A 23,185-nucleotide genomic window follows, 5' to 3' on the forward strand; every position below is an offset into this window, starting at 1 on the left:
TTCGGTAAGACCTACGCAGCAGCTACCTCGGTGCGAAGTTCGCGGTCAGTAGCTGGTCCGCGGTCACGGCAAAGCTGTACGACGCGTCGGTCGAGACCACCGCGCCGTCCACGGTCCAGTTCCGGAAAACGCTATCCGACCCGGGCGTGGCTGTCACTGTGACCTGCGCGCCGACTTCGTACGTTCCTGGCTCGGATTCGTTGCCGGCGAGCTTCACTGTGCCGGTCCCGACGGCGGCGACAGCTACCTGCCGCTGGACGACGTTGATCACCATCACGTTGTGCAGGGTGACCGGCCCGGTGCTGGTCGCGCCGTTGTAGCGAGCCAGATTGGTCGCCTCGACGTCACCCTTGACGACCTTCACCGTGAAGCCGCCTTCGCCGAGGTTGTCAGTACCAAGGTTGAACGCGTCCACCTGACCGTCGTTGACGACCAGCCCGTCGTGGAACCCGTACGCGAAGACATTGAAGAGCGTCAGACCGCGAGCGCCGTCGACGGTGACGATCTTGGCCGTCTTGCGCATGTACTTGTCGATCACCAGCTCGAAGATGCTGCCCTCGTTCATCCAGTGCGGCCATTGGTAGCCGATCCGGGTGACCGCGTTGCCGTTGGACAGCACTCCCTCGATCCGCCCGCCGGTACTGCGCCCGACGGCGATCGCGTGGTCGAAGAAGGCCCCCGCGACCTTGCGGACGACGAAGCCGTCGTTGCGGTAGGTGGTGAGGTCGATGCCGTTCCACGCGTTCGGGAAGCCGGCGTTGATGACGTACGTCGCTTCGCCCTTGCCGCGGACGGCGTACGGGTAGGGGACGATGCCCTCGGCCGTGCCCGGGTTCTGCTCGGGGTAGAAGACGCGCAGTCCGCGGAGGCCTGCGCTCTTGCCATTGAGTGTCAGCAGCGCGGTCGCCGTGTCGGGTGCAGCGGTGGCCCGTCCTTCAAAGGCATGCAGCACTGTGCCGCCGCTTGCGCCACTTTGATCCCGGTTGGGTACTGCGGACGCACCTCGCAGTTCGACCTTCGCGGGAACATTGAGATGACTGCTGATGCGATACCACCCAGCCGGGAGATACACGATGCCGCCGCCAGCACGCCCGGCCTTGTCGAGCGTCTTCTGTACTGCGCTCGTCGCGTCAGCCGTGGGCAGGTAACCGATGCCGTGCGGCGCATCCACGACGTACAAGGCCTTGCGCGACGGACCGGGGAGCGCTCTCTGGGTGTAGCCCGGGGCGGTGCCCGACATCCGGTGCACAATGCCCGCAACTGTGCCGGTGACCGTGGTGCCGGTGGCCTTCACATAGCCACGAGAGTCGTTCTGGATGCCTTGCTCGCCCTCCATCCGGCCGCCGGCGAGAGTGAGTCCCCAGCGTTCGTCCATCACGTCCACCTTGAGCGCGGTCCCGGTACGCCGTACGTCGGGCTGCAGGAAGCTGCCGGTGAACTGCGCGCGCTGACCTGCGACGACGTGGATGCCGATCTTGTAGTCAGAGAGCGCGATCTTGTGGAACTGATCCCACTCGAGGTCGCCGAGCACGAGCCCGGTGCCGTTGGCCCGTGTCCAGCCGTCGAGCACGGACCGCGCCGGCGGCCGGTACGCCGACGGCGCCGCGGCCCAGTAGGCGTTGCTGAAGGTCACGTTCTCCCAGGTGCCGACGTCGGCGCCGTTGTAGGCGCGGGCGCCTTCGAAGAGAGCGGTTCCCCGGATGTTACGGATCGTCGTCGACTCGTGCACCTGCCCTGAGCTCGGCGCGTTGCCGCGGTCGTTGGGCATCGTGCTGATCCCGATGCCGCGGTACGAGTTGAGCATGGTGACGTCCGAGACGGTCGACATCATGTAGTTCTCGTTGCCGATCCAGGCACCGCCGGGGATCTCGAAGGTGTAGTTGTACGGGATCGGGGTGGTCGCGCTCTGGCGCGGGTAGTAGGTGGTCAGGCCGATCACGCCGGCCGAGCCGCCGATCCGGAACAGCGACGGGCCATCGTTGCCTGAGGCAAGATCCGCGACGATGACGGTGCCGTAGTCTCCCTTGCTCTGCAGGTCCGGGTCGCGGCGGTCGCCCCGCAGGGTGCAGAAGGCGTGTACCTCGATCGTGTCCTTGACCAGGTACTTGCCAGCGGGGAGCCAGACGGTCCCGCCGCCCGCATCCTGGCACGCGTAGATCGCCTGCTGGATCGCCTTGGTCGAGTCCTTGCGTCCACTGCCGTCCGCGCCGTACTTCGTGGCGTCGAAGTCGGCGACCACGCCATCCTCGGTCGGGTTGATCGTGTCGATCAGCGTCGGCTTCGGGGTGACGACCGGCGATTCGCGCAACTGCAGTTCCTTGACGGTGAAGTTGTCGGCGCCGGTCATCGCGACTCGGACGTAGCGCGCCGTCACGGTCGCGAAACGGGTCTTGCTGAACTGGTTGGCGCCCGGCGATCCAGTCCGGCCGACCGTGGTGAAGGTGATGCCGTCGTCCGAGACCTGGACCGTGTAGTCGGGTGAGGAGGTCTGTGCCCATTCGACCCGGACGTCGTTCACGGCGCGCGGCGTCTTGAGATCCAGCTGGAGCCAGGAATCACCGGCTGCACTCGTCCAGACGGTCTGATGGTTGCCGTCGTTGGCCTTCGACGCGTCGGTGCCACCGCTGGCGCTCGCAGTACCGGCTGGTGCGAAGTTGGTGTCGACGACCGAAGCGATGAATGCGTCGAGCTTGGTCTGCAGCGTTTGCAGCGCGGCCTTCACCTGGACATCGGTGACGCCCGGAGTGCTCGCGACAGCCCGCGCGTCGTTGATCGCCTGCAGGAAGGTGGCGCGGCTGCCGACTGGGAACTGACCGTCGCGTGCCCCTTCGCGGGCAGCCTTCTGCACCCGGGCCGCTTCGTCGATCAGGTCGACCAGCCCTTCGGTGACGTCGAGAACGGTCGCCACCTTTGCGACCCGGACCGCAGCGACCTTGAGGTCCGCCGCGCCACCACCCAGGTGGATCCGGAAGTCCGAGCCGTTGGACCGGTTCGTCATCACCGCATCGCTGAGGGCGAAGGTGTGGGTCTTCCAGGTCAAGGTGTTGCCATAGGTGATCACTTCGGAGTTCTTGAACTTCTCCGGGATCGTCTCGCCGGGGGAGTCGTAGTGCAGCCCGAACTGGCCGTTGCCCTCATCGAAGTAGTCGATGCTGATCAGCACCAGGTTGCGGTTGTCGTAGAGGTAGGTGTCCGACACGTTCATGTACATAAAGTTCGTGCCTGGCGCCGGAGCGCTCCGATCGGTCTGCCAGTACGCCCGTCCGTCCTGTACGCCGGTGACGAGGTTCTCCGGGCGGTCGCCCGCGCGAGGCGAGATGCCGTTCTGCGCGGGCGAGGCACCGAGCTCGACCGAGGCCCCCGCAGTACTGATGCGCAGGCCGGCGACAGTGATGTCTTCGCTGCCTTGGAGACGCAGGTCGCCGCCACCGAGGCGGTCGGCGAACTCGATGTCGCTCAACACGAAGGTGCCAGTCTGCCACTGGCCAGTGTTCTTCAACTGGACGTCGTCGGCACGCGCCGCGGGGTCGGCTGCGGCGTCGTACTGGAGTTGCAGAGTCCCTGTGCCGCTGTCGAGATAGGTGACCGTGACCACGACGTCATCGGTGTTCAGCTCACCGACGTAGTCACCGTCGACATCGAAGTTGAAGTAGCTGGTGTCGGCCGCCTGGCTAGTTCGCCAATAGGTGCGGCCTTGCTCCGTACCGGTCTGCAGCCCGGCCGGGTCAGCGCCGGCCGTCGGCTTCACGCCCAGTGTCGTGGGAGTCGCACCGAGGTCGGCGCCGACGCCGCTCGGGTACATCGTTGCCGCGTGTGCTGCCGGTACGGCGAGCACGCCGCCCAGCAAAAGAGCGGGCAGGAACCCCGCTAGCAGGCGTCTTGAGGACATGGCAGAACCTCCAGGTGGCGGACCCAGGAGCGGGGTGCGTGTAAGTTAAACCATGCGTGTTACTTATTCAAGAGCCGAGTGACTCGCGCGTGCCGCCGTCCGGGCTGAGCGAACTCCAGCCGGACCGCAAGTGCCCGAGAGGCCGCCGCCGCGAAGTGTGCAGCGGACAGCACCCCTCGGTAGGTCTTGCCCGAGGTACCCGACGGAAGCGTGTAGTCCCTGGGTGCCTCCGCGGCCTGCAGGTCGAACGCCTCGGCCACGAAGTTCAGCCAGATGTGGGCATGTTCGTGCACGAGGGTTTCGCGCAACGTCTCGGCATCGCGGAACGCACCGGGACCGAGATAGATGGTCTGCGGGACCAGGACCGACGTACTGCCCGTGCTGGTCGCCATCCGCCGGTAACGCTTCGGGATTCTCAGCAGCGGCGCCCACTCCGGCTTCCAGCCCAGAATGTCGCTCTCGGCCTGACCCACCAGTTCCTGTTCGGCCGCGGGCATCGGCGACCACTGGATGTCGTCCGGGGTGGAGCGGGCGTGCCGTTCGAAGATCTGGCAGGCGTTCTCCGGGTCGAGGTAGTCGACAGGTTTGGCGAACGCCTCGGGTTCGGTGTTCCTGCGGACCATCGCCACCGCGGAGAGGATCGTCTTGGGCTGGACGGTGGCGTCGTCGATGAAGGGGACTCCACCGATCTCTGCGAAAAACTGTTCTGCCTGCACGGCCCTGGTAACTCCTTCGTCAGTTGCTGGTGCGCCATGGTCGATCGGCCAGGAACAGTTCGAGATCCCTGGTCTTGATCCGATGCTCGCCGAAGTCCCGTACGTCGGCGCGTGCCTGCGAGTACCCCTCTTCGTCGAGGAGTTCCACCACCCGCGGCAAGGTGCGATCGCCGTACCAGCCGCTCTTCAGCCGCGTGAGTACCCGCAGGTGCTGGGCCGCGGTGAGGTGCTGGCTGTCCTCCAGCCGGGAAAGGTAGTGCCGGATGTGGATCAGCGGTTCGGAGACCGCCGGGAACGGGGCCTCGACACCGTGGACGAGATCATCGCCGGTCTGGCCGACGGCGTCCTCGTCCAATCGATCGCCGGTTTGCAGGGTGGTGCCAATCTGGCGAGCGGTGACTTCTCGATCAGCTTCTCTGGTCGTCTGATCCGCAACGGTGAACTGGCCGAACACGTCTCGCAGTGCATCCTTGCCTGCGATCTCGCCACGGTGCTGACCGGCATTGAAGCGGTCGGGGACGACCACACGGCTTTCCCTGGCCTGGCCGACGGTGTGACAGTGGCTATCGGCCACGTCCGGATCGGTGCCGGCTGACCGGATCCACAGCAAAGCCGGGCGGCTGGGTAGGCTTTTTCAGTGGCGACCGAGAGTTTGGCCGAGATCCAGCAGTGGCTGTCCGGTACTGCGTGTCCGTTGACGAGTCTGGTCGCGGGGGCTCCCGTCGAGGATCTTGCTCCGCTGGGGAAGGTGCTGGACGGTGTGCGGGTGGTTGGGCTGGGGGAGGCGTCGCATGGGACGCGGGAGTTCTTCCAGTTGAAGCATCGGCTGTTCGAGTACTTGGTCAATGAGCTCGGGTATTCGATGCTCGCGATGGAGGCCAGCGAGTCGGCGGCGCCGGCGGTGGACGCGTATGTGCGCGATGGTGTCGGCGATGCCGCGACGGTGGTGGCCGGGCTTGGGTTCTGGACGTGGCGGACCGAGGAGGTCGTCGCGCTGGTCGAGTGGATGCGGTCGTACAACGCAGGGCGGCCTGCCGGTGAGCAGATCGGCTTCGCGGGGATCGACCCGCAACGGTGTTCGGCGTCGCTGGCCGCAGTACGGGGATTTCTGGCTGAGTCGGTGCCTGATCGGCTGGCGGCGTTCGAGGAGGGCTTCGGGTTTCTGGAGGATGCTCAGCCGGGGTCGGTGCCGGATCCGACGCGACTGGTGGTTCGGGAGGCGCAGCAGTTGATCCCGTTCCTGGAGGCCAAGGGGGCTTCGGAAGTTGTCTTGGAGCACGCGCGGATTCTGGAGCGGGCCGCTGAGCTGGTCGGGCGGCCGAAGGAGCACAAGGATCCTGCGGAGACGGTGTTCGCCGCACGGGACGCGTATATGGCCAAGGCTGTCGAGCGGCTGGCCGACGAGAATCCGACCCGGCGGATCGCGGTTTGGGCGCACAACGGGCATCTGGCCGCGAGCCGGCAGACGCCGGGGTTGCGGCCGATGGGACAGCACCTGCGGGAGCGGTTCGGATCGGAGTACTACGCGCTGGCGTTGCTCTTCGGCTCGGGTGCGTTTCGCGCGCGCCGGCTGCGGCCTGGCCCGTGGCCGGGGGCGATGGATGGGCCAGTCGTTGCCAACAGCATCGATCGTGGTGGGTTCAACGCGCTCGAAGGACAGTTGGCGGCCGCGACTCCAGGCGACCACTGGCTGAACCTGCGCGGTGCCGACGAAGCGCCCGAGCCGGTGAAGAGGTGGCTGGCCGAGCCGCAGATGTTCCGCAGCTTCGGCGCCTACGTGCAGCGCTGGACCTACCGGATGCAGTTCACCCCAACGCTGCTCACCCGCGAGTACGACGGCCTGGCCTACGTAGCAACCTCCACCCCTTCGGTGCCGCTCCCCGAAAAGAACAATTGAGAGTTCCCTGCCAGCGGTCTCGGCGTCTTCCTCGTACTGCGTGCGGACGGCGTCGCGGCCGGTCATCTCGGGGTGTACCCCACCGGCGAGCTCACGCGCTTCTACCTCAGCCCCGACCACCGTCGCTGCGGTGGAGCCCGGGCACTTCTCGCCGCCGCCGAGGAATGGGCTCGCTCGCAAGGGCTACCGCGCCTCTTCCTGGACACTCGCACCGACCTCGTCGAAGCCCGTGCCTTCTACACCTCCGCCGACTTCACCGAGATCCCGCCGCCCACCACCACCCCCGCCCAATTCCAAGACCACTGGTTCGAGAAGCCCCTCGCCCCTTAATGTCCCCCAACCGGAACGGCCCAGGATTGCTGGTCGGCTAGTACTAACACGGTGTTTGTGATGTTGGGTGGCGGGCCCGGACGGCCACCACATGCCAACTTGCCGTTTCTGCCCGGTAGCACGCCTGTGCACGCTCAGCCGAATGCACCCAGCCGAGGTTGGTGTGTGATGGCGGTCCGGGTCACGGGCCGCGAATAACCCGCGGCTCAGTCAGGCGGGGAGGCAGGTGGGTGGGTTAGGCGACTACGGCTAGGGAGCGGGTGGGGGTTAGGAAGGGGAGGAGGGTGAAGAAGTGGGGGATGGCGTCGGGGAGGCGGAGGGCGCCGGCTTCGTGGGTGGTCCAGCCGAAGAGGAGTTCGCCGTCGAGCAGGTGCTCTGACAGCGGGGTGGTGAAGGCGCTCAGGGTGACGCGGTCGGGGCCGGTCTGCGGGTGGTGGTCGCCGCAGCCGCATTCGGGGGCGATCACGATCGAGATGAGCGCGTCGGGGGAGTAGTGGCGCAACCGCAGCGTCGTACCGCGGGCGGTGAAGCGGGCGATCGTTTCGTCCGGCAACTCGACCAGCAGTTCGACCGGTACGGCGTGGGAGCCCGGCAACAGGCGCAGCCCACGGGACGTGAGCAGGTCGGCCAAAGCGGAGAGGTTCATCTCGGGAATCCTGTGTGGCTGGTGTCGGCGGGCGGGCCTGGGAAAAGGACAGGGCCTCGCGCGCCTCAGACGGCGCGCGTCAGCGACAACAACAGCAACAACACAGCGTGATCCGCATGCGGAAGATCATGGCAGACTCCGCGGGGCACTGCCAAACAAAGCCCGCTATCTGAGACACCTGTCCACAACCACCCGGTACGCCGCTGCCCCGGCAGGCCTGCGCTGACGTCGTCAACGACGGCTACCGGGGCTTCCTGCTCAGTTGATCGGGGTCAGCTCTCGGCGCGGATGCGGTAGTCCAGGATCACGATCCCCGAGCTCAGGGCGGTGGTGCCGACGAGGTCGAACCGGGTCACGCCGGTGTCGCGGTAGAGGAGGTCCTGGCTGTTGCCGTGGCCGACGAAGAAGGGATGGAGCCAGAGGCGCAGGCGGTCCAGGAGGCCCGCGGTGATGAGTGTGCGGGTGACCGGCCCGAAGCCGTACTGGACGATGTCGTCGCCTGGCTCTTCCTTCAGTTGTCTGACCGCGGTGACGAGGTCCCCCTCGATGACGTGGGTGTTGTTCCAGGTCGGGCTGGTCAGCGTGGTGGACGCGACGTACTTGGGCAGGGAGTTCATCTTGTCGGCGAGGTCGCCGGACAGGGTAGGCCAGACGCCGGCGAAGCTCTCATAGGTGTGCCGGCCCATCAGGATGGCCGAGCAGGACTGGATCAACTCCGTCTGAACCTTGGTTCCCTCGCCGGAGAAGCCACCCAGGCTGGGCCAGCTGCCGGGGTTTTCGACGATGCCGTCGAGGGTGATGTAGGTGGAGTTGACGATCTCGCGCATTGTTGGTCCTTTCATCGTTCGGATGGCCCCAGCCTGTGGTCGAATCGGCTCTGGCTGAAGGTCCAATCCGGCGGGCCGGCAGTGGACCACTTGGGAGGCGTCATGGCCGTGCAGTGGAAGGGCGACGGGCCAGGGCTGCTGTTGCAACTGGACCGCGAAGTACCCCGTCAGCTGGGGCAACAGTTGCAAGAGCAGTTGCGCTCGGCGATCCGCGCAGGGGCGCTCCGCCCTGGCGAGCGTCTGCCCTCGTCGCGGAGCCTCGCTGGGCAGCTGCGGATCTCGCGGGGACTCGTGGTCGACAGCTACGCGCAGCTGTACGCCGAGGGCTACCTCATCACCGAGGTGGGCTCCGGGACCCGGGTGGCCGAGCGGGCAGAGGCAACGGCCCCTGCCGAGGCACGGTTGCCAAAGGTGGATCCAGCGAGGGCCAAGTGCGACATCGAGTTCGAGTACGGCGTACCGGATCTGGCCTCGGCGCCGGTCCGGGACTGGGTCTGGGCGCTCGGTGATGCGGCCCGGCTCGCTCCCGCTGCCTTGATGGGCGATGAGCCCGATGGGGGTGACCAGCGGCTGCGAGAGGTACTGGCGGCGTACCACCGTCGGGTCCGGGCAGGAGCCGCGTTCGCGGAGCACACTGTCGTGACCGGCGGTTTCCGGCATGCACTGACGCTCGTCTTCGCAACCCTGGCAAGGAATGGCATTGAGCGCGTCGGGCTGGAGAGCCCGGGGCCACGAGAGCATGATCGGATCGCCGAGCGGTTCGGTCTCCAGGCGGTTCCGGTGCCGGTCGACGAGGATGGTGTCGACGTCGGCCGACTGGCGTCCAGCGGAGCGCGAGCCGTCTTGCTGACACCTGCGCACCAGTGCCCTACTGGCGTGGCGCTCAGCCCGGAGCGCCGGCACGAGCTGCTGGCCTGGGCGGAGGCGGTCGACGGATTCGTGATCGAGGACGACTACGACGCGGAGTTCCGCTACGACCGCCAGCCGGTCGGCTCCCTGCAGGGTCTGTCGCCCGAGCGGGTGATCGCGCTGGGGTCGGTGAGCAAGACGCTCGCGCCGGGAATCCGGATCGGCTGGATGTTCGCGCCACCGGGCCTGGTCGACGCGCTCGTCGACGCGAAGGCGCTGACCAGTCGCGGAGCTCCCGCCCTCGATCAGCTCGCGCTCGCCCGCCTGATGGAGTCAGGTCGCTACGACGGGCACCTGCGCCGGATGCGGACGATCTACCAGGATCGGCGCAGCACGCTCATTGCTGCCGTGGATGAGTTTTTGCCGACTCTCCGGCTGGGTGGTCTCGCGGCGGGCTGTCACGCCGTACTCCGGCTGCCGGCCGGCGTACGGGAAGCAGATGTCGTGACCGGGGCCAGGCAGCGATCGGTGGAAGTACGCGGTCTAGGTGACTACTGCTTCGGAGGCGACGAGTTCGCCGCAGGTACTGCGCCGGGTCTCGTCCTTGGCTTCGGCAATGTCAACGAGTCACGCATCCGACGTGGAGTACGCGTCCTGGCCGAGGTGATCGGAGCAGGCTAGTCGGCCTTTTTGCCGAACATGATCTCGTCCCAGCTCGGCACGCTGGCTCGCTTGGAGCCGCGCTTGGCGGGCTTCTTCTTCTCTTCCGGCGCGGCTGCGGGCTCGGCGGCAGCCGCGGGCTCGGCCGCAGCAGCCGGCTGCTCGGCGGGAGGCGCTGGCTTGCGCCGCGGGTCGGCCGGCTTGGGAGCCGCCGGACGAGGAGCATCGCGCCGGGCCTCCGCCGGACGGGCTTCGGCGGTACGGGACTCAGCAGGACGCGGGTCGGCAGGGCGAGCGCCCTCGTCGACCGGCAGCGGCGCGGACCCACGAGGCTCCGTCCGACGAGACTCGGCCTGACGCGACTCGGCCTGGCGTGGCTCCGCCTGACGAGGATCACGTGGCTCGGACTCACGAGGCTCCGGTTGGCGAGGCTCGTGGTCGGGGTGCCGGGTTTCGGGGTGGCGGGTTTCCGCGGGCGGCATCCGGCGTTCGGTGAAGCGGTTCTCGGGGGCGGCGGCGCGCTCCTCCGGCGGTGACAGCGGCGGCGCCTCCACCGGCAACTGCGCCGGGCGCTCGACCGCACGGACAGCCGGTCGCAGCGTCTGCGGCGGCTCGATCGGTACGTCGATCAGCGTCGGCTCTTCATCCGGGCTCGGCACCGAGTGCACCCGTCGCGGCCCACGCTCGACATCGCGGGCCGTCCCGTACTCCGGGTCGCGCCCGTACCCACGTCCGGTGTCGCGGTTCGCATCGCGATCCGCCTGGGCAGCGCGCCCACGCGGCAAGCTGATCGTGTCCTCGAAGCCGGCCTCGTAGCTGTCCGCGCCATGATCCGGCGCGATGCTCAGATCGAAGTCGGCCACGGCGGTGAGCCGCCGCTCGGACGTCGGCTGCGGCGCGATCACCTGCACCTGCTCGCCGACCAGCCAGCGCGCCTCGTCGTCATCCGGTACGGCGTACCGTCCCGGGGCGTCGTAGGCGAACATCGCGACCTTCTCGTCGTTTTCCTCGGCGAAGTACGACACCCGCACGGCCCAGCGGCCGTCGTCGCGCCGCCAGGCGTCCCACTCGGCCGAGGCCGGGTCGACGCCACGGATCCGGAGCCGCTCGGTCACCCAGGCGCCGAGGTTGCGGGTGGGGGCGTCGCCGCCACCGCGCCGGCGTACGGAGGCGCGCTGGGCCAGGCTGGCGACGTGGTCGCGCTCGGCCAGCACGGGGCCGGCGAACGCCATCACGCGTTCCATCGGCATCTGCGCGACGGCGGCGACCGCCTCGGGACTCTCACCGGCTCGGATCCGAGCCTGGATGTCTCGTGGGCGGAGCGCGCTCTCCATTTGAATCTCCAGCTGGCCGAGTCGGGCACGGTCGCCGCGCAGGGCCGCACGCAACCGGTCGTCGACCGGGACGGCGAACTCCTCACCCGTCTCTGCCAGCGCCAGGATGAGTTGCTTGCCATCCTGACTCAGGCCAACGAGCCTCGCCTCGCGCATTGCCTTTGTTCTCCTGTGCGGTTCTCGACAGTCTCTCCCGATACCTGCGCCTCGACCAAGACCGGCGCGCCGTGCCCGACGGTCATTGTGGAGGTTACGTCACAAAACCCCATCTTGCCTGCTCAGGAGGGTCCTTGTCGTCACATCAGTCACACTAGTCACAACGGCGAGTGATCACGACACCGAACCCCCGGAAACCGGTCAGTTCCCGGTCGGTTCCTGTTCAGTTCCCGGGAAAGGCCGCCCGGATCGCGAGCGCCCGCGCGAGGTCGTCGTGCTGATCCCCGACCGCCCGCCGGATTCCCGCCGCGACGTCCTCGCCGGCGACCAGATCGGCGGCGAGCCCGAGCGCCCGGGCGTCGACCGCATAGACCGGGTACGCGAGCGCCGCGCTCCTCGCGACCGCCCAGCCTGAGCGCAGCTTCTCGGTCGCCGCGATCTCCGCGAAGTACCGGTCGACGTACGGCGCCGTGAGCTCGAGCTGGCCGTACTGCCAGAAGCCCTCGCACGCGGCGTACAGCTCGTAGTTGGCGATCTCGGCATCCGTGGTGATCTGGGCCCAGGCGCGTTCCTTGGCCGCGACCGTCGGCAGGGCGGCCCGGCACCGGGTCGCGTGCACGACGCCCTCGGATGAGTTGTCGCGGGCCAGCTCGGCGTCGATGCCGGCGTCGTCGATGGCACCGAGCCTGGCCAGCCGCAGCGTGATCAGCCAGCGCAGATCCGCGTCGACGGCGAGGCCCTCCGGTACGCCGTCTCCCGCGAGCCATCCGCTCAGCAGCTCCACGTCGTCGGTGGTCCCGACGACCCCGCGGGCGACCGCCAGCTGCAGGCTGCTGCCGGCCGGCGTCGACCGAAGCCGCTCAGTCAGTACTTCGGCCAGCCGTCCGCGGTACGGCTCGACCGCCAGGTACCGCCCCAGCAACTGGCTCCTGACCCAGCCGACCATCGTCTCGACGGCGATGTCGCTGCCCTCGACCGGCAGCGCGGCGAGTACCACGTCGAACCCGAGCCGCGGGTCGAGCTCGGCGTCGGCGGTCGCGTCGCGCAGGCTGTTCAGGATCACCGCGCGGGTGACGCCGTCCTCGACCTTCGGCATCACGGCGGCCAGCTTGCCCAGGCTTGCCGCGTCGAGGCGGATCTTGGCCCAGGTGTCGTCCGCCGCGTCCGGTACGACGACCGCGATCGACGGGTCGAGCTCGACCTCCACCACGTCCGCGTCGAGCAGGACCGGCACGGAGGTGCCGCGCCCGGATTCGTCGTACCCGGCGATGGTCAGCTGGTGCGGGCGGTCGGCCGGGTAGTCGGCGGGCGCCGTGCGGTGCAGTCTGATGCCGGTGGCCGTGCGCTCGGCGGTGATTGTGTCGAGCCCCGGGGTGCGGAGCCAGTTCTGTGCCCAGGCCTCGAGTCCGACCGCTCCGGCCTCGGTCCACTTCGCGACCAGGTCGGCGAAGGTGGCGTTGCCGAACTCGTTCGAGCTGATGTGCGCCTTCACGCCGGCCAGGAACACCTCATCACCGAGGTAGGCGTTGAGCTGCTTGAGCACCGCCGCACCCTTGGCGTAGGAGATGCCGTCGAAGTCGTTGAGCGAGGCGAGCGCGTCCTTGACCGCGTCAGCGGCGACCGGGTGGGTCGAGGACCGCTGGTCGGCCTGCAGGCCCCACCACTTGCGGATGAAGGCGAAGTCGATCCAGTTGTCGGTGTACCGCGTCGCGGTGGTCGCGACCCGGTGCGCCATGTACTCCGCGAACGACTCGTTCAGCCACAGGTCGTTCCACCACTGCATGGTGACCGTGTCGCCGAACCACTGGTGCGCCATCTCATGGACGACGGTCCGGGCCCGGCTGCTGCGCTCGCCGTCGGTGACCGTGGAGCGGAAGACCATCGAGTCGCGGAACGTCACGCAGCCCGGGTTCTCCATCGCGCCGGCGTTGAACTCGGGCACGAACGCCTGGTGGTACTCACCGAACGGGTAGCGGTACCCGAACAGCCGGTGGAACTCGTCGAAGGACTGCGCGGTCACCTCGAACAGGTCCTCGGCCTCCCGGTCGAGCGCCTCGGCCAGCGACTGCCGCGAGACCAGGCCGAGCGGGATGCCGTCGTGCTCACCGAGGATCTGGTGGTACGGCCCGGCGACCAGCGTCACGAAGTACGTCGACAGCGGCTTGGTCTCGGCCAGCTCCCACCGGCCCGGCGACACCTGGGTCGCGGCGCCGTTGCCGAGCACGATCCACTCCGGCGGCACGGTCACCTTGACCTTGTACGGCGCCTTGAGGTCGGGCTGGTCGAAACAGGCGAAGATCCGGGGAGCGGCGTCGAGGAACGACATCGCGTACAGGTAGGTCAGCCCGTCGGCGGCGTCCACGCTGCGGTGCAGGCCCTCGCCGTCGTTGGAGTACAGCATCGAGGCGGTCACGACGAGTTCGTTCTCAGCTGCCAGACCGTTGAGGCCGAGCCGGCCGCCGGCCAGGCCGGCCACGTCGACCGGCGTCCCGTTCAGCAGCACCGACGTCAGTTCGCCGGGCCGCACGTCGAGCCAGCTGGACTGCTCGGCGGCGGAGAAGACGATCCTGGTGGTCGATCCGAACGTGCGCTCGCCCTGGGTGAGGTCGAGGTCGACGTCGTAGGAATGAACGGTGAGAGCGGCGGCCCGGGTGCGGGCACCGTCGGCGGTGAGACTCGGCATGGCGTGCACTCTATGCGGTCGTCCCAGCCTCCGGCAGAGGCATCGATACAGTTTGCCCATGACCGAGATGGAGTACCGCCAATTGGGCGACTCCGGCCTCACCGTGAGTGTGGTGGGCCTGGGCTGCAACAACTTCGGGGGCAGGATCGACGCGGAGCAGGCCGACGCCGTGGTGACGGCGGCTCTCGACGCGGGGATCACGCTGTTCGACACCGCCGACGTCTATCGCGGCGACCGCGGGTCGAGTGAGGAGATCCTCGGCAAGGCGCTCGGCGGCCGCCGCGACGAGGCGGTGATCGCCACGAAGTTCGGCGGTGACATGAAGGGCGACAACGGGCCCGACTGGGGTGTGCGCGGTTCCCGCCGCTACATCCGCAAAGCGGTCGAGTCCAGCCTGCGCCGGCTCGGCACGGACTGGATCGATCTCTATCAGCTGCACGTGCCGGACCCGGTCACGCCGATCGAGGAGACCCTGGCGGCGCTGTCCGAACTGGTTGCCGAGGGCAAGGTCCGCTACCTCGGCAGCTCGCAGTTAGCCGGCTGGCAGGTGGTCGACGCCGACTGGGCCGCGCGGACGGCGGGTGTCGAGCACTTCATCAGCGCGCAGAACCACTACAACCTGCTCGCGCGCGAGGCCGAGGACGAATTGATCCCGGCCTGCGAGCATCTCGGTATCGGCGTGCTGCCGTTCTTCCCGCTCTCGTCCGGTCTGCTGACCGGCAAGTACAAGCGCGGCCAGGAGGCCCCCGAGGGATCTCGGCTGGCCAAGATGCCCGAGCGGCTGGCGCGCGCCGACTTCGACAAGATCGAGGCGTTGGAGACCTTCGCCGCCGAGCGGGATCTGACCCTGCTCGACGTCGCGATCGGCGGCCTGGCCGCTCAGCCGGCCGTCGCTTCGGTGATCGCGGGGGCGACCAAGCCCGAGCAGATCGCGCAGAACGTGACGGCAGGCCTGTGGGACCCGACCGTCGAGGACCTGGCGATCCTGGACGAACTCACGTGACCCTGATCCTGCTCCCGCCGTCCGAAGGCAAGTCCGGTCGCTCCCGTGGCAACGCGGTCCAGTTGCCGTCGCTGTCGTTCCCGGAACTCAACGAGGTCCGCGAGACCGTACTGGAGTCGCTGGCCAAGGTGAGTTCCACGGCCGACGCGTACGGCGTACTGGGTGTCGGTGCGTCGCTGAAGGATGAGGTCGAGCGGAACACCAGATGGCGTTCCGAGCCTTCCGTGCCGGTGTCGGAGCTGTACTCGGGTGTCCTGTACGACGCACTCGGCTACTCGACCCTGTCGCCGGGCACCAAACGACGGGCCAACTCGCGGCTGCTGGTGATGTCGGCGGCGTGGGGTGCCTTGCGGATGGCGGACCGCGTACCGGCGTACCGGCTGTCGATGGGTACGACGTTGCCCGGGCTCGGGCCGCTCGCGTCGGTGTGGCGCGATCCGCTGGCGGTGTCGCTCGAACAGGCCGCGGGGAAGTCGGTGATCGTGGACTGCCGTTCCTCGACGTACGCCGCTGCCTGGCGGCCGTCGGGCGAGCAGGCGGCCAAGTGGGTGGCCGTGTCCGTCGTGCGTGAGCGCGGGGGAGTCCGCTCGGTGGTGTCGCACAACGCGAAGCACACACGCGGTCTGGTGGCGCGGCACCTGCTGGAGTCGGGCAAGGATCCGGGCACGCCGAAGGCTCTGCACAAGCTGATCTCCGAGCGCTGGAACGCCGAACTCGAGCGGACCGGCGCGGCGTGGACGCTGACCGTGGTGGAGCACGACTAGCCTTCATCAGGCCTTCACCAAGAGATGGTTTCCCTGGCCGTCAGGGCGGGGAAGGGTTGAGACAGCGCAGTTCGTCAGGGGGGCACCGCCCAACTCGGAGGCCTGAAGATGCGTCGTCTCTTTGCATGCTCGATCACCGTTGTCGCCGCGACGACAGCCTGGGTCGTCGGCACCCAGCCGGCACTCGCCTATCCACCGACCCCGCCCTCAGCCAGTACGGCGCAGACTCAGCTGAACTCGCTGACTGTGAAGGCGGAAGGCACCACGACCGGCTACAGCCGGGACAAGTTCCCGCACTGGCGCACGGTGTCGGGGACGTGTGACACCCGCGATGAGGTCCTCAAGCGCGACGGCACCGGTGTGACCGTCGACAGCGACTGCGAGCCGACCGCCGGCAAGTGGTACAGCGTGTACGACGCCGTCTACATCACCGACGACTCGGCGATCGACATCGACCACATCGTGGCGTTGGCGGAGGCTTGGAGATCTGGCGCGAACACCTGGACGACGGCCAAGCGCGAGCAGTTCGCCAACGACCTCACGATCGCGCAGTTGATCGCCGTCTCGGCGTCGAGCAACCGTTCCAAGGGCGACCGGGATCCTGCGTCTTGGAAGCCGGCCAACACCTCGGTGCACTGCATCTACGCCCGCGAGTGGATCTGGGTGAAGTACACCTACGGTCTGTCGTTGCAGTCGACCGAGAAGACCGCTCTGCAGCAGATGCTCAACGCCTGCTGACTCCTCAGGCATCCTCGAGCAGCCGGCGTCGCTGGGCATGGACGCCGGCCTGGAAACGGGTGCGGGCGCCGAGCGTCTCCATCAGCTCGGCGACCCGACGGCCGACCGTGCGGCTGCTCAGTGCGAGCTGCCGTGCGATCGCGTCGTCCTTGAACCCGGCCGCGAGCAACGTCATCAGCCGGGCGTCGAGCGGATCCATCCGGGCCGTCACCACCGGGACCGCCTGGTCCCACAGCAGCGAGAACATCTCGATCAACGCGTCGAGCAGCGCGCAGGGATGGACCACGAGCGCGCTGTCGACGAGCTGGTCGACGGACAACGGCAGCAGCGCGGCCGTCCGGTCGAACACGGCCAGTTTCATCGGCACCTGCGGATGCACCCGCGACGTCTCGCCGGCATCGGCTGCGCTGTACGCCTCGTCGACCCCGCCCGGTACGTCGAGTGAGTCGGGGGAGTAGATCCCGCGGACGCTGACCCCTTCGCGCAGCAATCCGCGCACCCGGTTGTCGGACTGCTCGATCTCCGACGCGTACGGCGGCCGGTCCAGTACCAGGAGCTGTTCTTCCGTCCCGTTGAGCAGTTGCGCGAAGCGGGCCGCGATCGCTTCCTGTCCGACAATCACCTCGACCAGGTTCTCCGGCCGATGCTGCTCCTGCGCGCGCAGCTCCGACAGCATCACCCTTGCTTCCGCGCGAACCCGGTCGAGCTCGGCTCGCCGTACCGCGACCAGCGCGTCGATCGCGACGTCCGGCCGGGTTGGCAGCAGCCGCACCGGCTCGTCTCCGGCCGTGGTCAGCAGCCCGAGCTGCTCCAGCCGGTCGACGGTGGCGCGCACGTCGTCCAGGTCGCGGCCGAGCCGCTTGGCCAGGTCGTCCACACAGCAACCAGGACTGGCCAGCAAAGCCCGGTACGCCGCCTCGTCCGCTGCGTCCACGCCGATCGTCTCCAGCACCCGTCCTCCTGACCAGTTCATGACATGTCCGGCATCCGACACGCTATCTCGTGGCGTGGACAGCTCTGGATTGGATACCACGGACCAATGAAGTTCCCCGCCCCGGTTTTGCTTGCTGCCCTGACGAGTGCCGTCGTCCTCACGGCGGTTCCGTCGCCGGCCCTGGGCAGTGGGCAGCCGACCCCTGCAGGCACCGAGCCGGCGGTGGGGACTTCAGTGACTTTGGTGACCGGCGACCGCGTCACCCTCGGCGCCCCCGACCAGACCGGCAAGCCAACCGTCCGGGTCGAGCCGCGCTCGACCGGTGCCGCCGGCTTCTCCGTACTGCGAGACGCCGGCCGCATCTCCGTCATCCCCAAGGACGTCGCGCCGCTGATCCCGGAGGTGCTCGACCCGGCGCTGTTCGACGTGACCGGCCTGATCGAGATGCGGTACGACGACGCGCACCGCCCGGACCTGCCCGTCATCGTCCGGGACGACAGCCGCTCGACCGCGTTGCAGAGCGGCCGGGCGTTGACCAGCATCGGCGCAACTGCCGGAGTACTGCCGAAGGCGTCGGCGGCAGGGTTCGGTACCCAACTTGCCGCCCGTCGCGCCACCATCCGGAAAGTCTGGCTTGACCGGGCCGTCAGCGCGACTGCTTTAACGTCACAATCGGTGCTGGCGCAGGACCGCTACCTGGACCAGGTCAAGGCATCGGCAGCTCGGGCGAAGGGGCTCGACGGCCGCGGTGTGAAGGTCGCGGTCCTCGACACCGGCGTGGATGCGGGGCACCCGGCGCTCGACGGCAAGGTGACGTCGCAGTCCAACTTCACCGAGACGGCGACCCCGGCCGACGGCAATGGTCACGGCACCCATGTGTCCTCGCTGATCGTCGGCAGCGGCGCGGGCTCCGACGGCGCGCGCCAAGGCATCGCGCCGGCCGCCGAGCTGATCTCCGGCAAGGTCCTGGCCGATGACGGGTTCGGGCAGGAGTCCTGGGTAATCGCCGGGATGGAGTGGGCCGCCGGTCAAGGCGCCGATGTGGTCAACCTCAGCCTCAGCGCCGCGCCGGCCAACGGCGACGATCCGGTCGCCGTCGCTCTCGACCAACTCACGGCCCAGACCGGCACACTGTTCGTGGCCGCTGCCGGAAACCGCGGCGGCTTCGGCGCGAACCCGTACACGATCGGGAGCCCCGGTGTGGCGGCCTCCGCGTTGACCGTGGGTGCGGTCGACGGGAACGACAAGCAGGCGAGCTTCTCGAGCGAGGGTCCGACGCGCGGCTCGTACCGGCTCAAGCCAGACGTGATGGCTCCCGGCGTCACCATCCTCGGCGCGAAGGCAGGAGCCCGCGACGGCGACCTCTACACAGCGATGTCCGGTACTTCGCAGGCGACCCCGATCGTCGCCGGAGCAGCCGCGTTGCTGCTGCAGCAGCAACCTGATCGGACCTGGCAGCAGCTCAAGACCCAGCTCACCAACTCCGCCGATCCGGCGCCGATCTTCAACAGCTGGACTCACGGCGCCGGCCGACTCGATCTGCAGCGAGCTACCAGCTCGGGCATCACCGCCGACGTCGCCTCGGTCGACTTCGCCTATCTGCGCTACCCCGACAAGTCCGTGCGCAGCCGCGTCGTGACCCTGACGAACACCGGCGACACACCAGCGACGGTCTCGGTCACAGACCAGCAGCAGAACGACAAGAGCACCTCGGCTCCAGCGGAGGCCGTCGTCGCCACCCCGGCGACCCTCACCATCCCAGCGGGAGGAACAGCCAGTACGACGATCACGGTCGATCCGGCCGTACTGCCCGACGGCCTCTGGCACGGCGGCATCGACTTCACCGGACCCGACCAGCAACGCCTGCTCCGCCTGGGCTTCGGCGCCTACGACGAGTCCGAACGCTACGACCTGACAGTCCGCGTCCTCGACCGCACCGGTACGCCGTACGCGGGCGGCCAGGCGTCCGTCTTCAACTACGACACGGGTGGCTCGGCAACCCTGCACCTGGACGCCAACGGCACCGGCTCGATCCGGATGGATCGCGGGCACTACGGAATCTTCTCCGGCGTGACCACCCCAGCCGCCGGTGATCGGCCGGAGACGTTCGCTCTCGCCGGTACTGCGGATGTGCTGGTCGTGGCCGATACGACGTACGTCGTCGATGCCCGTGAAGCGAAGGTGCTGCCCCCGCCGACCGTGGAGGGCGTCAAGACCGCGGTGATCGAGTCGGCGATCGGGATCTCGCGGCGCAGCGCGACGCGTGGGCTCAGCGACTTCTACTTCTTCACGCCGGGACAAGTTGCCGCAGGCACCGTGTTCGTCCAGCCGACGACAACCACGGCGAGCGGGGCCTTCGAGGCGACCACGCGCTGGCGACTGGAACCGACCGGGAAGGTGGGCCCGAACGACCCGGCGGTCTATGAGTTGCTCTACCCGAAGGACCGGTTCTCGTTGCCGCTGAGTCCGCATCTGGACCGGCGGGCGCTGAGCCGGATGGCACGGGTGGAAAACTCCTTCGGCACGTTCGCGAGCAGCGGCACGGAGACGGTCGAGAGGGCTTGGTCGACAGGAGCGACCGGCATCGGCTGGGTGACTCGGCGACCGGTCGCAGTACCGTCCAAGCGGGTCGAGTTGCTCACTGCTGATCCTGCCGCCGAGTGGAATCAGTGTCTGACGTTCAGCCCGGCCAGTGCGACGCGGTTGTGCGACCTGACCAACTCGCCCTTCCCGTCGGGTGCCAGAGTGCAGCGGACCTTCGGTACGGCGCTCCACCCCGCTGTGGTCGGCGCATCGCATACGCCGACCTACTTGTTCGCGGATGCGGGCGTCGCGGACGCGCTCCACGACGGGAAGCTGCCGGCGTCGGCGTACAAGGGCAGGAAGCTCTCGTTGTTCCGCGACGGCGTGCTGGTGGGGGAGACGAGCGGCGGGTCGAGCTACTTCCGGATTCCCAACGGGAGTGGACGATTCCGGCTCGAGCAGAGCTGGAGCCTGGACGCTTCGAAGTACCCGAGGTCCAGCGAGGCGTCTACGGTGTGGAACTTCGACTCGGCGCCGCCACCGGACCCGATCAAGGCCAACGGCGTTGTGCCTGCACTGCTGCAGGTCGGCTACGACGCGGACGTCGACGGCTACGGCCGGGCCACGGCCTGGCGTGCCCTCCAGATCAAGCTCAACGTGAGCCACCTGCTCCGCTCGACGCCTTCCCGCGTCACCAGCGCCAAACTCTCGTACTCCGTTGACGCGGGCCGTCACTGGACGCCGGCCCTCGTCTTGCCGGTCGCCGGTGGGTACACAGCCCTCGTTCCGCCTTGGTCTGTTCTGCCAGGGCAGAGCCTGTCCTTGCGCGCGACCGCCACAGACGCGGCCGGTGGCAGCGTCGAGCAGACCGTGATCGGGGCGATCCCGGTGAAGTAGCTCGGCTGCCGGCCGTACGGGCCGGGCGCGCACGGACCGGATGGGGACTCCCGGTCAAGCCTCGACGCGCGCGCCCGGCCCTTATCTCCAGATGACTCGCTGAAGCAGCAACGTGACGACACCCGCGGCTGTCATCCCCACCAGGTCGCTCAGCTCGCGGAGATGGTGTCCGACAGTACGCCAAGGAAGTAGGCCCATCCCTGCGTGTGTTCGTGCACGCTCTGCGGGGGCAGCCCGTGGTGCACGAGCCGAACGGTGGTCGCGCCGTCGTTGTCGGTGAGGTCGATCTCGACGGTGGTGCTCTCAGGGGGCACGCCAAGCCGACCGTCCTCCCACCCGTAGGTGAAGACCACCCGTCGGGGCGGGACGAGTTCCACGAATCGGCCGACCACGGTGGCGCCGTTGGGGTGGGTCCAGCTCAGGCCCCCGCCGGGGGTGGGATCGGCCGTGGCGTGCGGGCCAACCCATCGAACCAGTCCACGGGCCGTAGTCAGATGCGCCCAGACGACCTCGATCGGGGCGTTAATCGTGACCTCGTGGGCGGCGAGTCTCATGGCAGGTCACCGGTCTCGGCGGCGTCCTTGAGCGACTCCAGCGCCGGCTCCCAGAAGGTGTCGAGTTCGCGGCGGAGCCGGTCGAGTCCCTCGAGGTCCACCCGGTAGAGCCGCTGCCGCCCATCCACGCGCCCGCGGATGAGGCCCGCCTCTCGGAGGATCTTGAGGTGCTGGCTGGCGGCAGGCTGACTCAGCCCCACCCTCTCGGCCAGTTCGCTCACGGGCAGTTCGTGGTCGAGCACCAGCCGGAGCATGGCCCGGCGGCCGGGATGGGAGATCGCATCGATCGCGTCCTGCACCGTGACACCTAAGCCCCATCGCATATAAGATTCTTCGCAGATGATACCTCGTGTCCTGAGGAGGCTCCAATGAGTCATACCCAACAGATCGCCCGCCGGTACTTCGACGCATGGACGGCGGGCGACACGGCAACAGTGGCGACCCTGCTCGCACCGGACTTCCGTTTTGTGGCCGGTGACATGACCATCGATGGCCGGGAAGCGTTCATGGACAGCGGAGCGTTCCCCCGCGACGCGACCACGACGATGGTGGCCGAGGCCTATCAGGACGAGATCGGCTTCCAGATGTACGACGCCGCCCGCGGCGACCGCACGATCCGGATCGTCGAGCAACTCACCGTTCGCGAAGAGACGATCGTGAGCTCGGTCTTCGTGACCGACACGGCAGCCTTCATGGGCTTCCTCGCCGGATGAACCGCAACCCCGCGGTGGACAAGTGGCTTGATGACGCCGACCACCCTCTTGACGTGATACTCAGGCGCGCCCGGGAGATCATTCTCGAAGCGGACGCCCGTGTTACCGAGTCGATCAAATGGCAGACACCCACCTTCGCGTTCAAGGGCAACATCGCCAGCTTCAATCCGTCGAGGAATGTCGTCAGCATCATGTTCCACCGAGGAGCAGAGATACCGGGCGACCACCCGCGCCTGCAGGGTGACGGCCGACTCGTCCGCACCATGCGCTTCACCGAACTCACCCAACTCGAAGCCGGCCGCGCTGACCTCCAGGCCGCCGTCCGCGCCTGGTGCGAATGGAAATCCGGCCAGTAACGCCAGTCATTGGCCGGCGCGATACAGCCCCGCACGTCCTTCGCCTGGGCACGACCGACCTACCGCGGCGGCGTATCTGCGGTCATGGGAACGCTCGGTGCTTGCGTCCCTTGCCGTAGGGTTGCAGCGGACGTTGGCGCCGGTGCCGAGACTGATATCGCTGCCGTCAAGCCCGGTCAGTTCGGTGACACGTAGTCCGGTCTGCACGGCCAGGAGTAGCCGCCAAGCGCGCCTTGACCTGCTTGGAGATTGGGAGGAACCGATGAGCGACGACGCCACGATAACCGGCTCGGATGATCCAGTCCGCGCCGAGCTTGTCGCGATCGACGAGGACTGGTTGCGAGCGATCGTTTCGGACGACGCCGAGCGGATCGGCAGCTTTATGGCAGATGACTGGGTGATCGTCTCGGAGTCGGGCGTTGCCTCCAAGGAGCAGTTCCTGTCCTTCATCACGTCTGGTGGGCTGACCCATTCCGCGATGGACCATGTCGGCGAGCCCAGGGTTCAGGTCTACGGTGAAATCGCCGTCCTCACTGCGCGGGCGACGAACACCGCCCACTACGAGGGCCGACGGTTCGACGCCGACGAGTGGACGACGAGCGTGTTCGCGCGACGCGATCACCGCTGGCTGTGCGTGCTGACCCACATCACGCCAGCCAAGGCGCCCTGAGGCCTCCATCACAGCGACGGGATTCGGCGCTCTGGGCGAGGATGAT

Annotated in this window: 20 protein-coding genes; 11 read left to right on the top strand and 9 right to left on the bottom strand. The window is 68.1% G+C overall.

Annotated elements, in window-relative coordinates:
- Positions 1-22: 22 nt before the first annotated feature.
- Positions 23-3,889 (bottom strand): glycosyl hydrolase family 28-related protein, encoded by a 3,867-nt coding sequence (locus tag A3ES_RS0118610; RefSeq protein ID WP_063745972.1) that lies wholly within the window; start codon positions 3,887-3,889, stop codon positions 23-25.
- A 59-nt stretch (positions 3,890-3,948) separates the two neighbouring features.
- A complete protein-coding gene (locus A3ES_RS0118615) occupies positions 3,949-4,605 on the bottom strand; it encodes an aKG-HExxH-type peptide beta-hydroxylase (RefSeq protein ID WP_020388350.1) in 657 nt (218 codons plus the stop codon).
- An 82-nt stretch (positions 4,606-4,687) separates the two neighbouring features.
- On the opposite strand from A3ES_RS0118615, the gene A3ES_RS57100 reads away from it, so the two are divergent.
- The 3 genes from A3ES_RS57100 to A3ES_RS47555 are packed head-to-tail and all read left to right on the top strand — an operon-like array spanning position 4,688 to position 6,832.
- A complete protein-coding gene (locus tag A3ES_RS57100; protein ID WP_420323147.1) occupies positions 4,688-5,200 on the top strand; it encodes a metallopeptidase TldD-related protein in 513 nt (170 codons plus the stop codon).
- A 42-nt stretch (positions 5,201-5,242) separates the two neighbouring features.
- Positions 5,243-6,502 carry an erythromycin esterase family protein gene (locus A3ES_RS0118625; protein WP_020388352.1) on the top strand — a complete coding sequence of 420 codons (1,260 nt, stop codon included), beginning with the start codon at positions 5,243-5,245 and terminating at the stop codon, positions 6,500-6,502.
- 36 nt (positions 6,503-6,538) lie between these two features.
- Positions 6,539-6,832, top strand: a complete 294-nt coding sequence (locus tag A3ES_RS47555; RefSeq protein WP_083933513.1) for a GNAT family N-acetyltransferase — start codon at positions 6,539-6,541, stop codon at positions 6,830-6,832.
- A gap of 235 nt (positions 6,833-7,067) precedes the next feature.
- Here A3ES_RS47555 and A3ES_RS0118635 read toward each other — a convergent pair whose 3' ends face one another.
- Both A3ES_RS0118635 and A3ES_RS0118640 read right to left on the bottom strand, forming a co-directional pair.
- A complete protein-coding gene (locus tag A3ES_RS0118635; RefSeq protein WP_020388354.1) occupies positions 7,068-7,478 on the bottom strand; it encodes a hypothetical protein in 411 nt (136 codons plus the stop codon).
- 272 nt (positions 7,479-7,750) lie between these two features.
- The gene (locus A3ES_RS0118640; protein WP_020388355.1) at positions 7,751-8,305 is read right to left on the bottom strand and encodes a dihydrofolate reductase family protein; all 555 of its coding nucleotides are present in this window, start codon (positions 8,303-8,305) and stop codon (positions 7,751-7,753) included.
- A gap of 102 nt (positions 8,306-8,407) precedes the next feature.
- On the opposite strand from A3ES_RS0118640, the gene pdxR reads away from it, so the two are divergent.
- Positions 8,408-9,835 carry a MocR-like pyridoxine biosynthesis transcription factor PdxR gene (gene pdxR, locus A3ES_RS0118645; RefSeq protein ID WP_020388356.1) on the top strand — a complete coding sequence of 476 codons (1,428 nt, stop codon included), beginning with the start codon at positions 8,408-8,410 and terminating at the stop codon, positions 9,833-9,835.
- Here pdxR and sepH read toward each other — a convergent pair.
- Together sepH and pepN are read right to left on the bottom strand one after the other, a co-directional pair.
- Positions 9,832-11,304: a septation protein SepH gene (gene sepH, locus A3ES_RS0118650; protein WP_020388357.1), complete on the bottom strand. Its 1,473-nt coding sequence runs from the start codon at positions 11,302-11,304 to the stop codon at positions 9,832-9,834. The two genes, pdxR and sepH, sit on opposite strands and share 4 nt — an antisense overlap.
- A gap of 223 nt (positions 11,305-11,527) precedes the next feature.
- Positions 11,528-13,987 (bottom strand): aminopeptidase N, encoded by a 2,460-nt coding sequence (gene pepN / locus A3ES_RS0118655; protein ID WP_020388358.1) that lies wholly within the window; start codon positions 13,985-13,987, stop codon positions 11,528-11,530.
- Between the two features lie 58 nt (positions 13,988-14,045).
- Here pepN and A3ES_RS0118660 point away from each other — a divergent pair, with 58 nt between their 5' ends.
- From A3ES_RS0118660 to A3ES_RS0118670, 3 genes are all read left to right on the top strand, one after another.
- Positions 14,046-14,990 (top strand): aldo/keto reductase, encoded by a 945-nt coding sequence (locus A3ES_RS0118660; RefSeq protein WP_020388359.1) that lies wholly within the window; start codon positions 14,046-14,048, stop codon positions 14,988-14,990.
- Complete coding sequence (locus tag A3ES_RS0118665; protein ID WP_020388360.1) at positions 14,987-15,754, top strand: YaaA family protein; 768 nt, start codon at positions 14,987-14,989, stop codon at positions 15,752-15,754. Before A3ES_RS0118660 ends, A3ES_RS0118665 begins: the two co-directional genes overlap by 4 nt.
- A 108-nt stretch (positions 15,755-15,862) precedes the next feature.
- The gene (locus tag A3ES_RS0118670; RefSeq protein ID WP_020388361.1) at positions 15,863-16,492 is read left to right on the top strand and encodes an HNH endonuclease family protein; all 630 of its coding nucleotides are present in this window, start codon (positions 15,863-15,865) and stop codon (positions 16,490-16,492) included.
- Positions 16,493-16,496: 4 nt separating this feature from the next.
- On the opposite strand, the gene A3ES_RS0118675 is transcribed toward A3ES_RS0118670, so the two are convergent.
- Positions 16,497-17,465: a helix-turn-helix domain-containing protein gene (locus A3ES_RS0118675; RefSeq protein WP_237744993.1), complete on the bottom strand. Its 969-nt coding sequence runs from the start codon at positions 17,463-17,465 to the stop codon at positions 16,497-16,499.
- Positions 17,466-17,531: 66 nt separating this feature from the next.
- Here A3ES_RS0118675 and A3ES_RS47560 point away from each other — a divergent pair, with 66 nt between their 5' ends.
- Positions 17,532-20,846, top strand: coding sequence for a S8 family peptidase (locus A3ES_RS47560; RefSeq protein WP_020388363.1), 3,315 nt, complete (start codon positions 17,532-17,534; stop codon positions 20,844-20,846).
- A 149-nt stretch (positions 20,847-20,995) separates the two neighbouring features.
- Here the strand turns inward: A3ES_RS47560 and A3ES_RS47565 are convergent, their stop codons facing one another.
- Entirely contained in the window at positions 20,996-21,400 is a 405-nt protein-coding gene (locus A3ES_RS47565; protein WP_020388364.1) for an SRPBCC family protein, read from the bottom strand.
- Complete coding sequence (locus tag A3ES_RS0118690; protein WP_026162992.1) at positions 21,397-21,723, bottom strand: ArsR/SmtB family transcription factor; 327 nt, start codon at positions 21,721-21,723, stop codon at positions 21,397-21,399. The genes A3ES_RS47565 and A3ES_RS0118690 overlap by 4 nt, the downstream gene beginning before the upstream one ends.
- Positions 21,724-21,768: 45 nt before the next feature.
- On the opposite strand from A3ES_RS0118690, the gene A3ES_RS0118695 reads away from it, so the two are divergent.
- The 3 genes from A3ES_RS0118695 (at position 21,769) to A3ES_RS0118705 (ending at position 23,139) form a co-directional block, all read left to right on the top strand.
- Complete coding sequence (locus tag A3ES_RS0118695) at positions 21,769-22,113, top strand: nuclear transport factor 2 family protein (RefSeq protein WP_020388366.1); 345 nt, start codon at positions 21,769-21,771, stop codon at positions 22,111-22,113.
- Positions 22,110-22,469, top strand: a complete 360-nt coding sequence (locus A3ES_RS0118700; RefSeq protein WP_020388367.1) for a DUF1801 domain-containing protein — start codon at positions 22,110-22,112, stop codon at positions 22,467-22,469. The genes A3ES_RS0118695 and A3ES_RS0118700 overlap by 4 nt, the downstream gene beginning before the upstream one ends.
- A 262-nt stretch (positions 22,470-22,731) precedes the next feature.
- Complete coding sequence (locus A3ES_RS0118705) at positions 22,732-23,139, top strand: nuclear transport factor 2 family protein (protein ID WP_020388368.1); 408 nt, start codon at positions 22,732-22,734, stop codon at positions 23,137-23,139.
- The last annotated feature ends 46 nt before the right edge of the window (positions 23,140-23,185 follow it).

It is taken from the genome of Kribbella catacumbae DSM 19601 (assembly GCF_000372465.1).
Taxonomy (GTDB): domain Bacteria; phylum Actinomycetota; class Actinomycetes; order Propionibacteriales; family Kribbellaceae; genus Kribbella; species Kribbella catacumbae.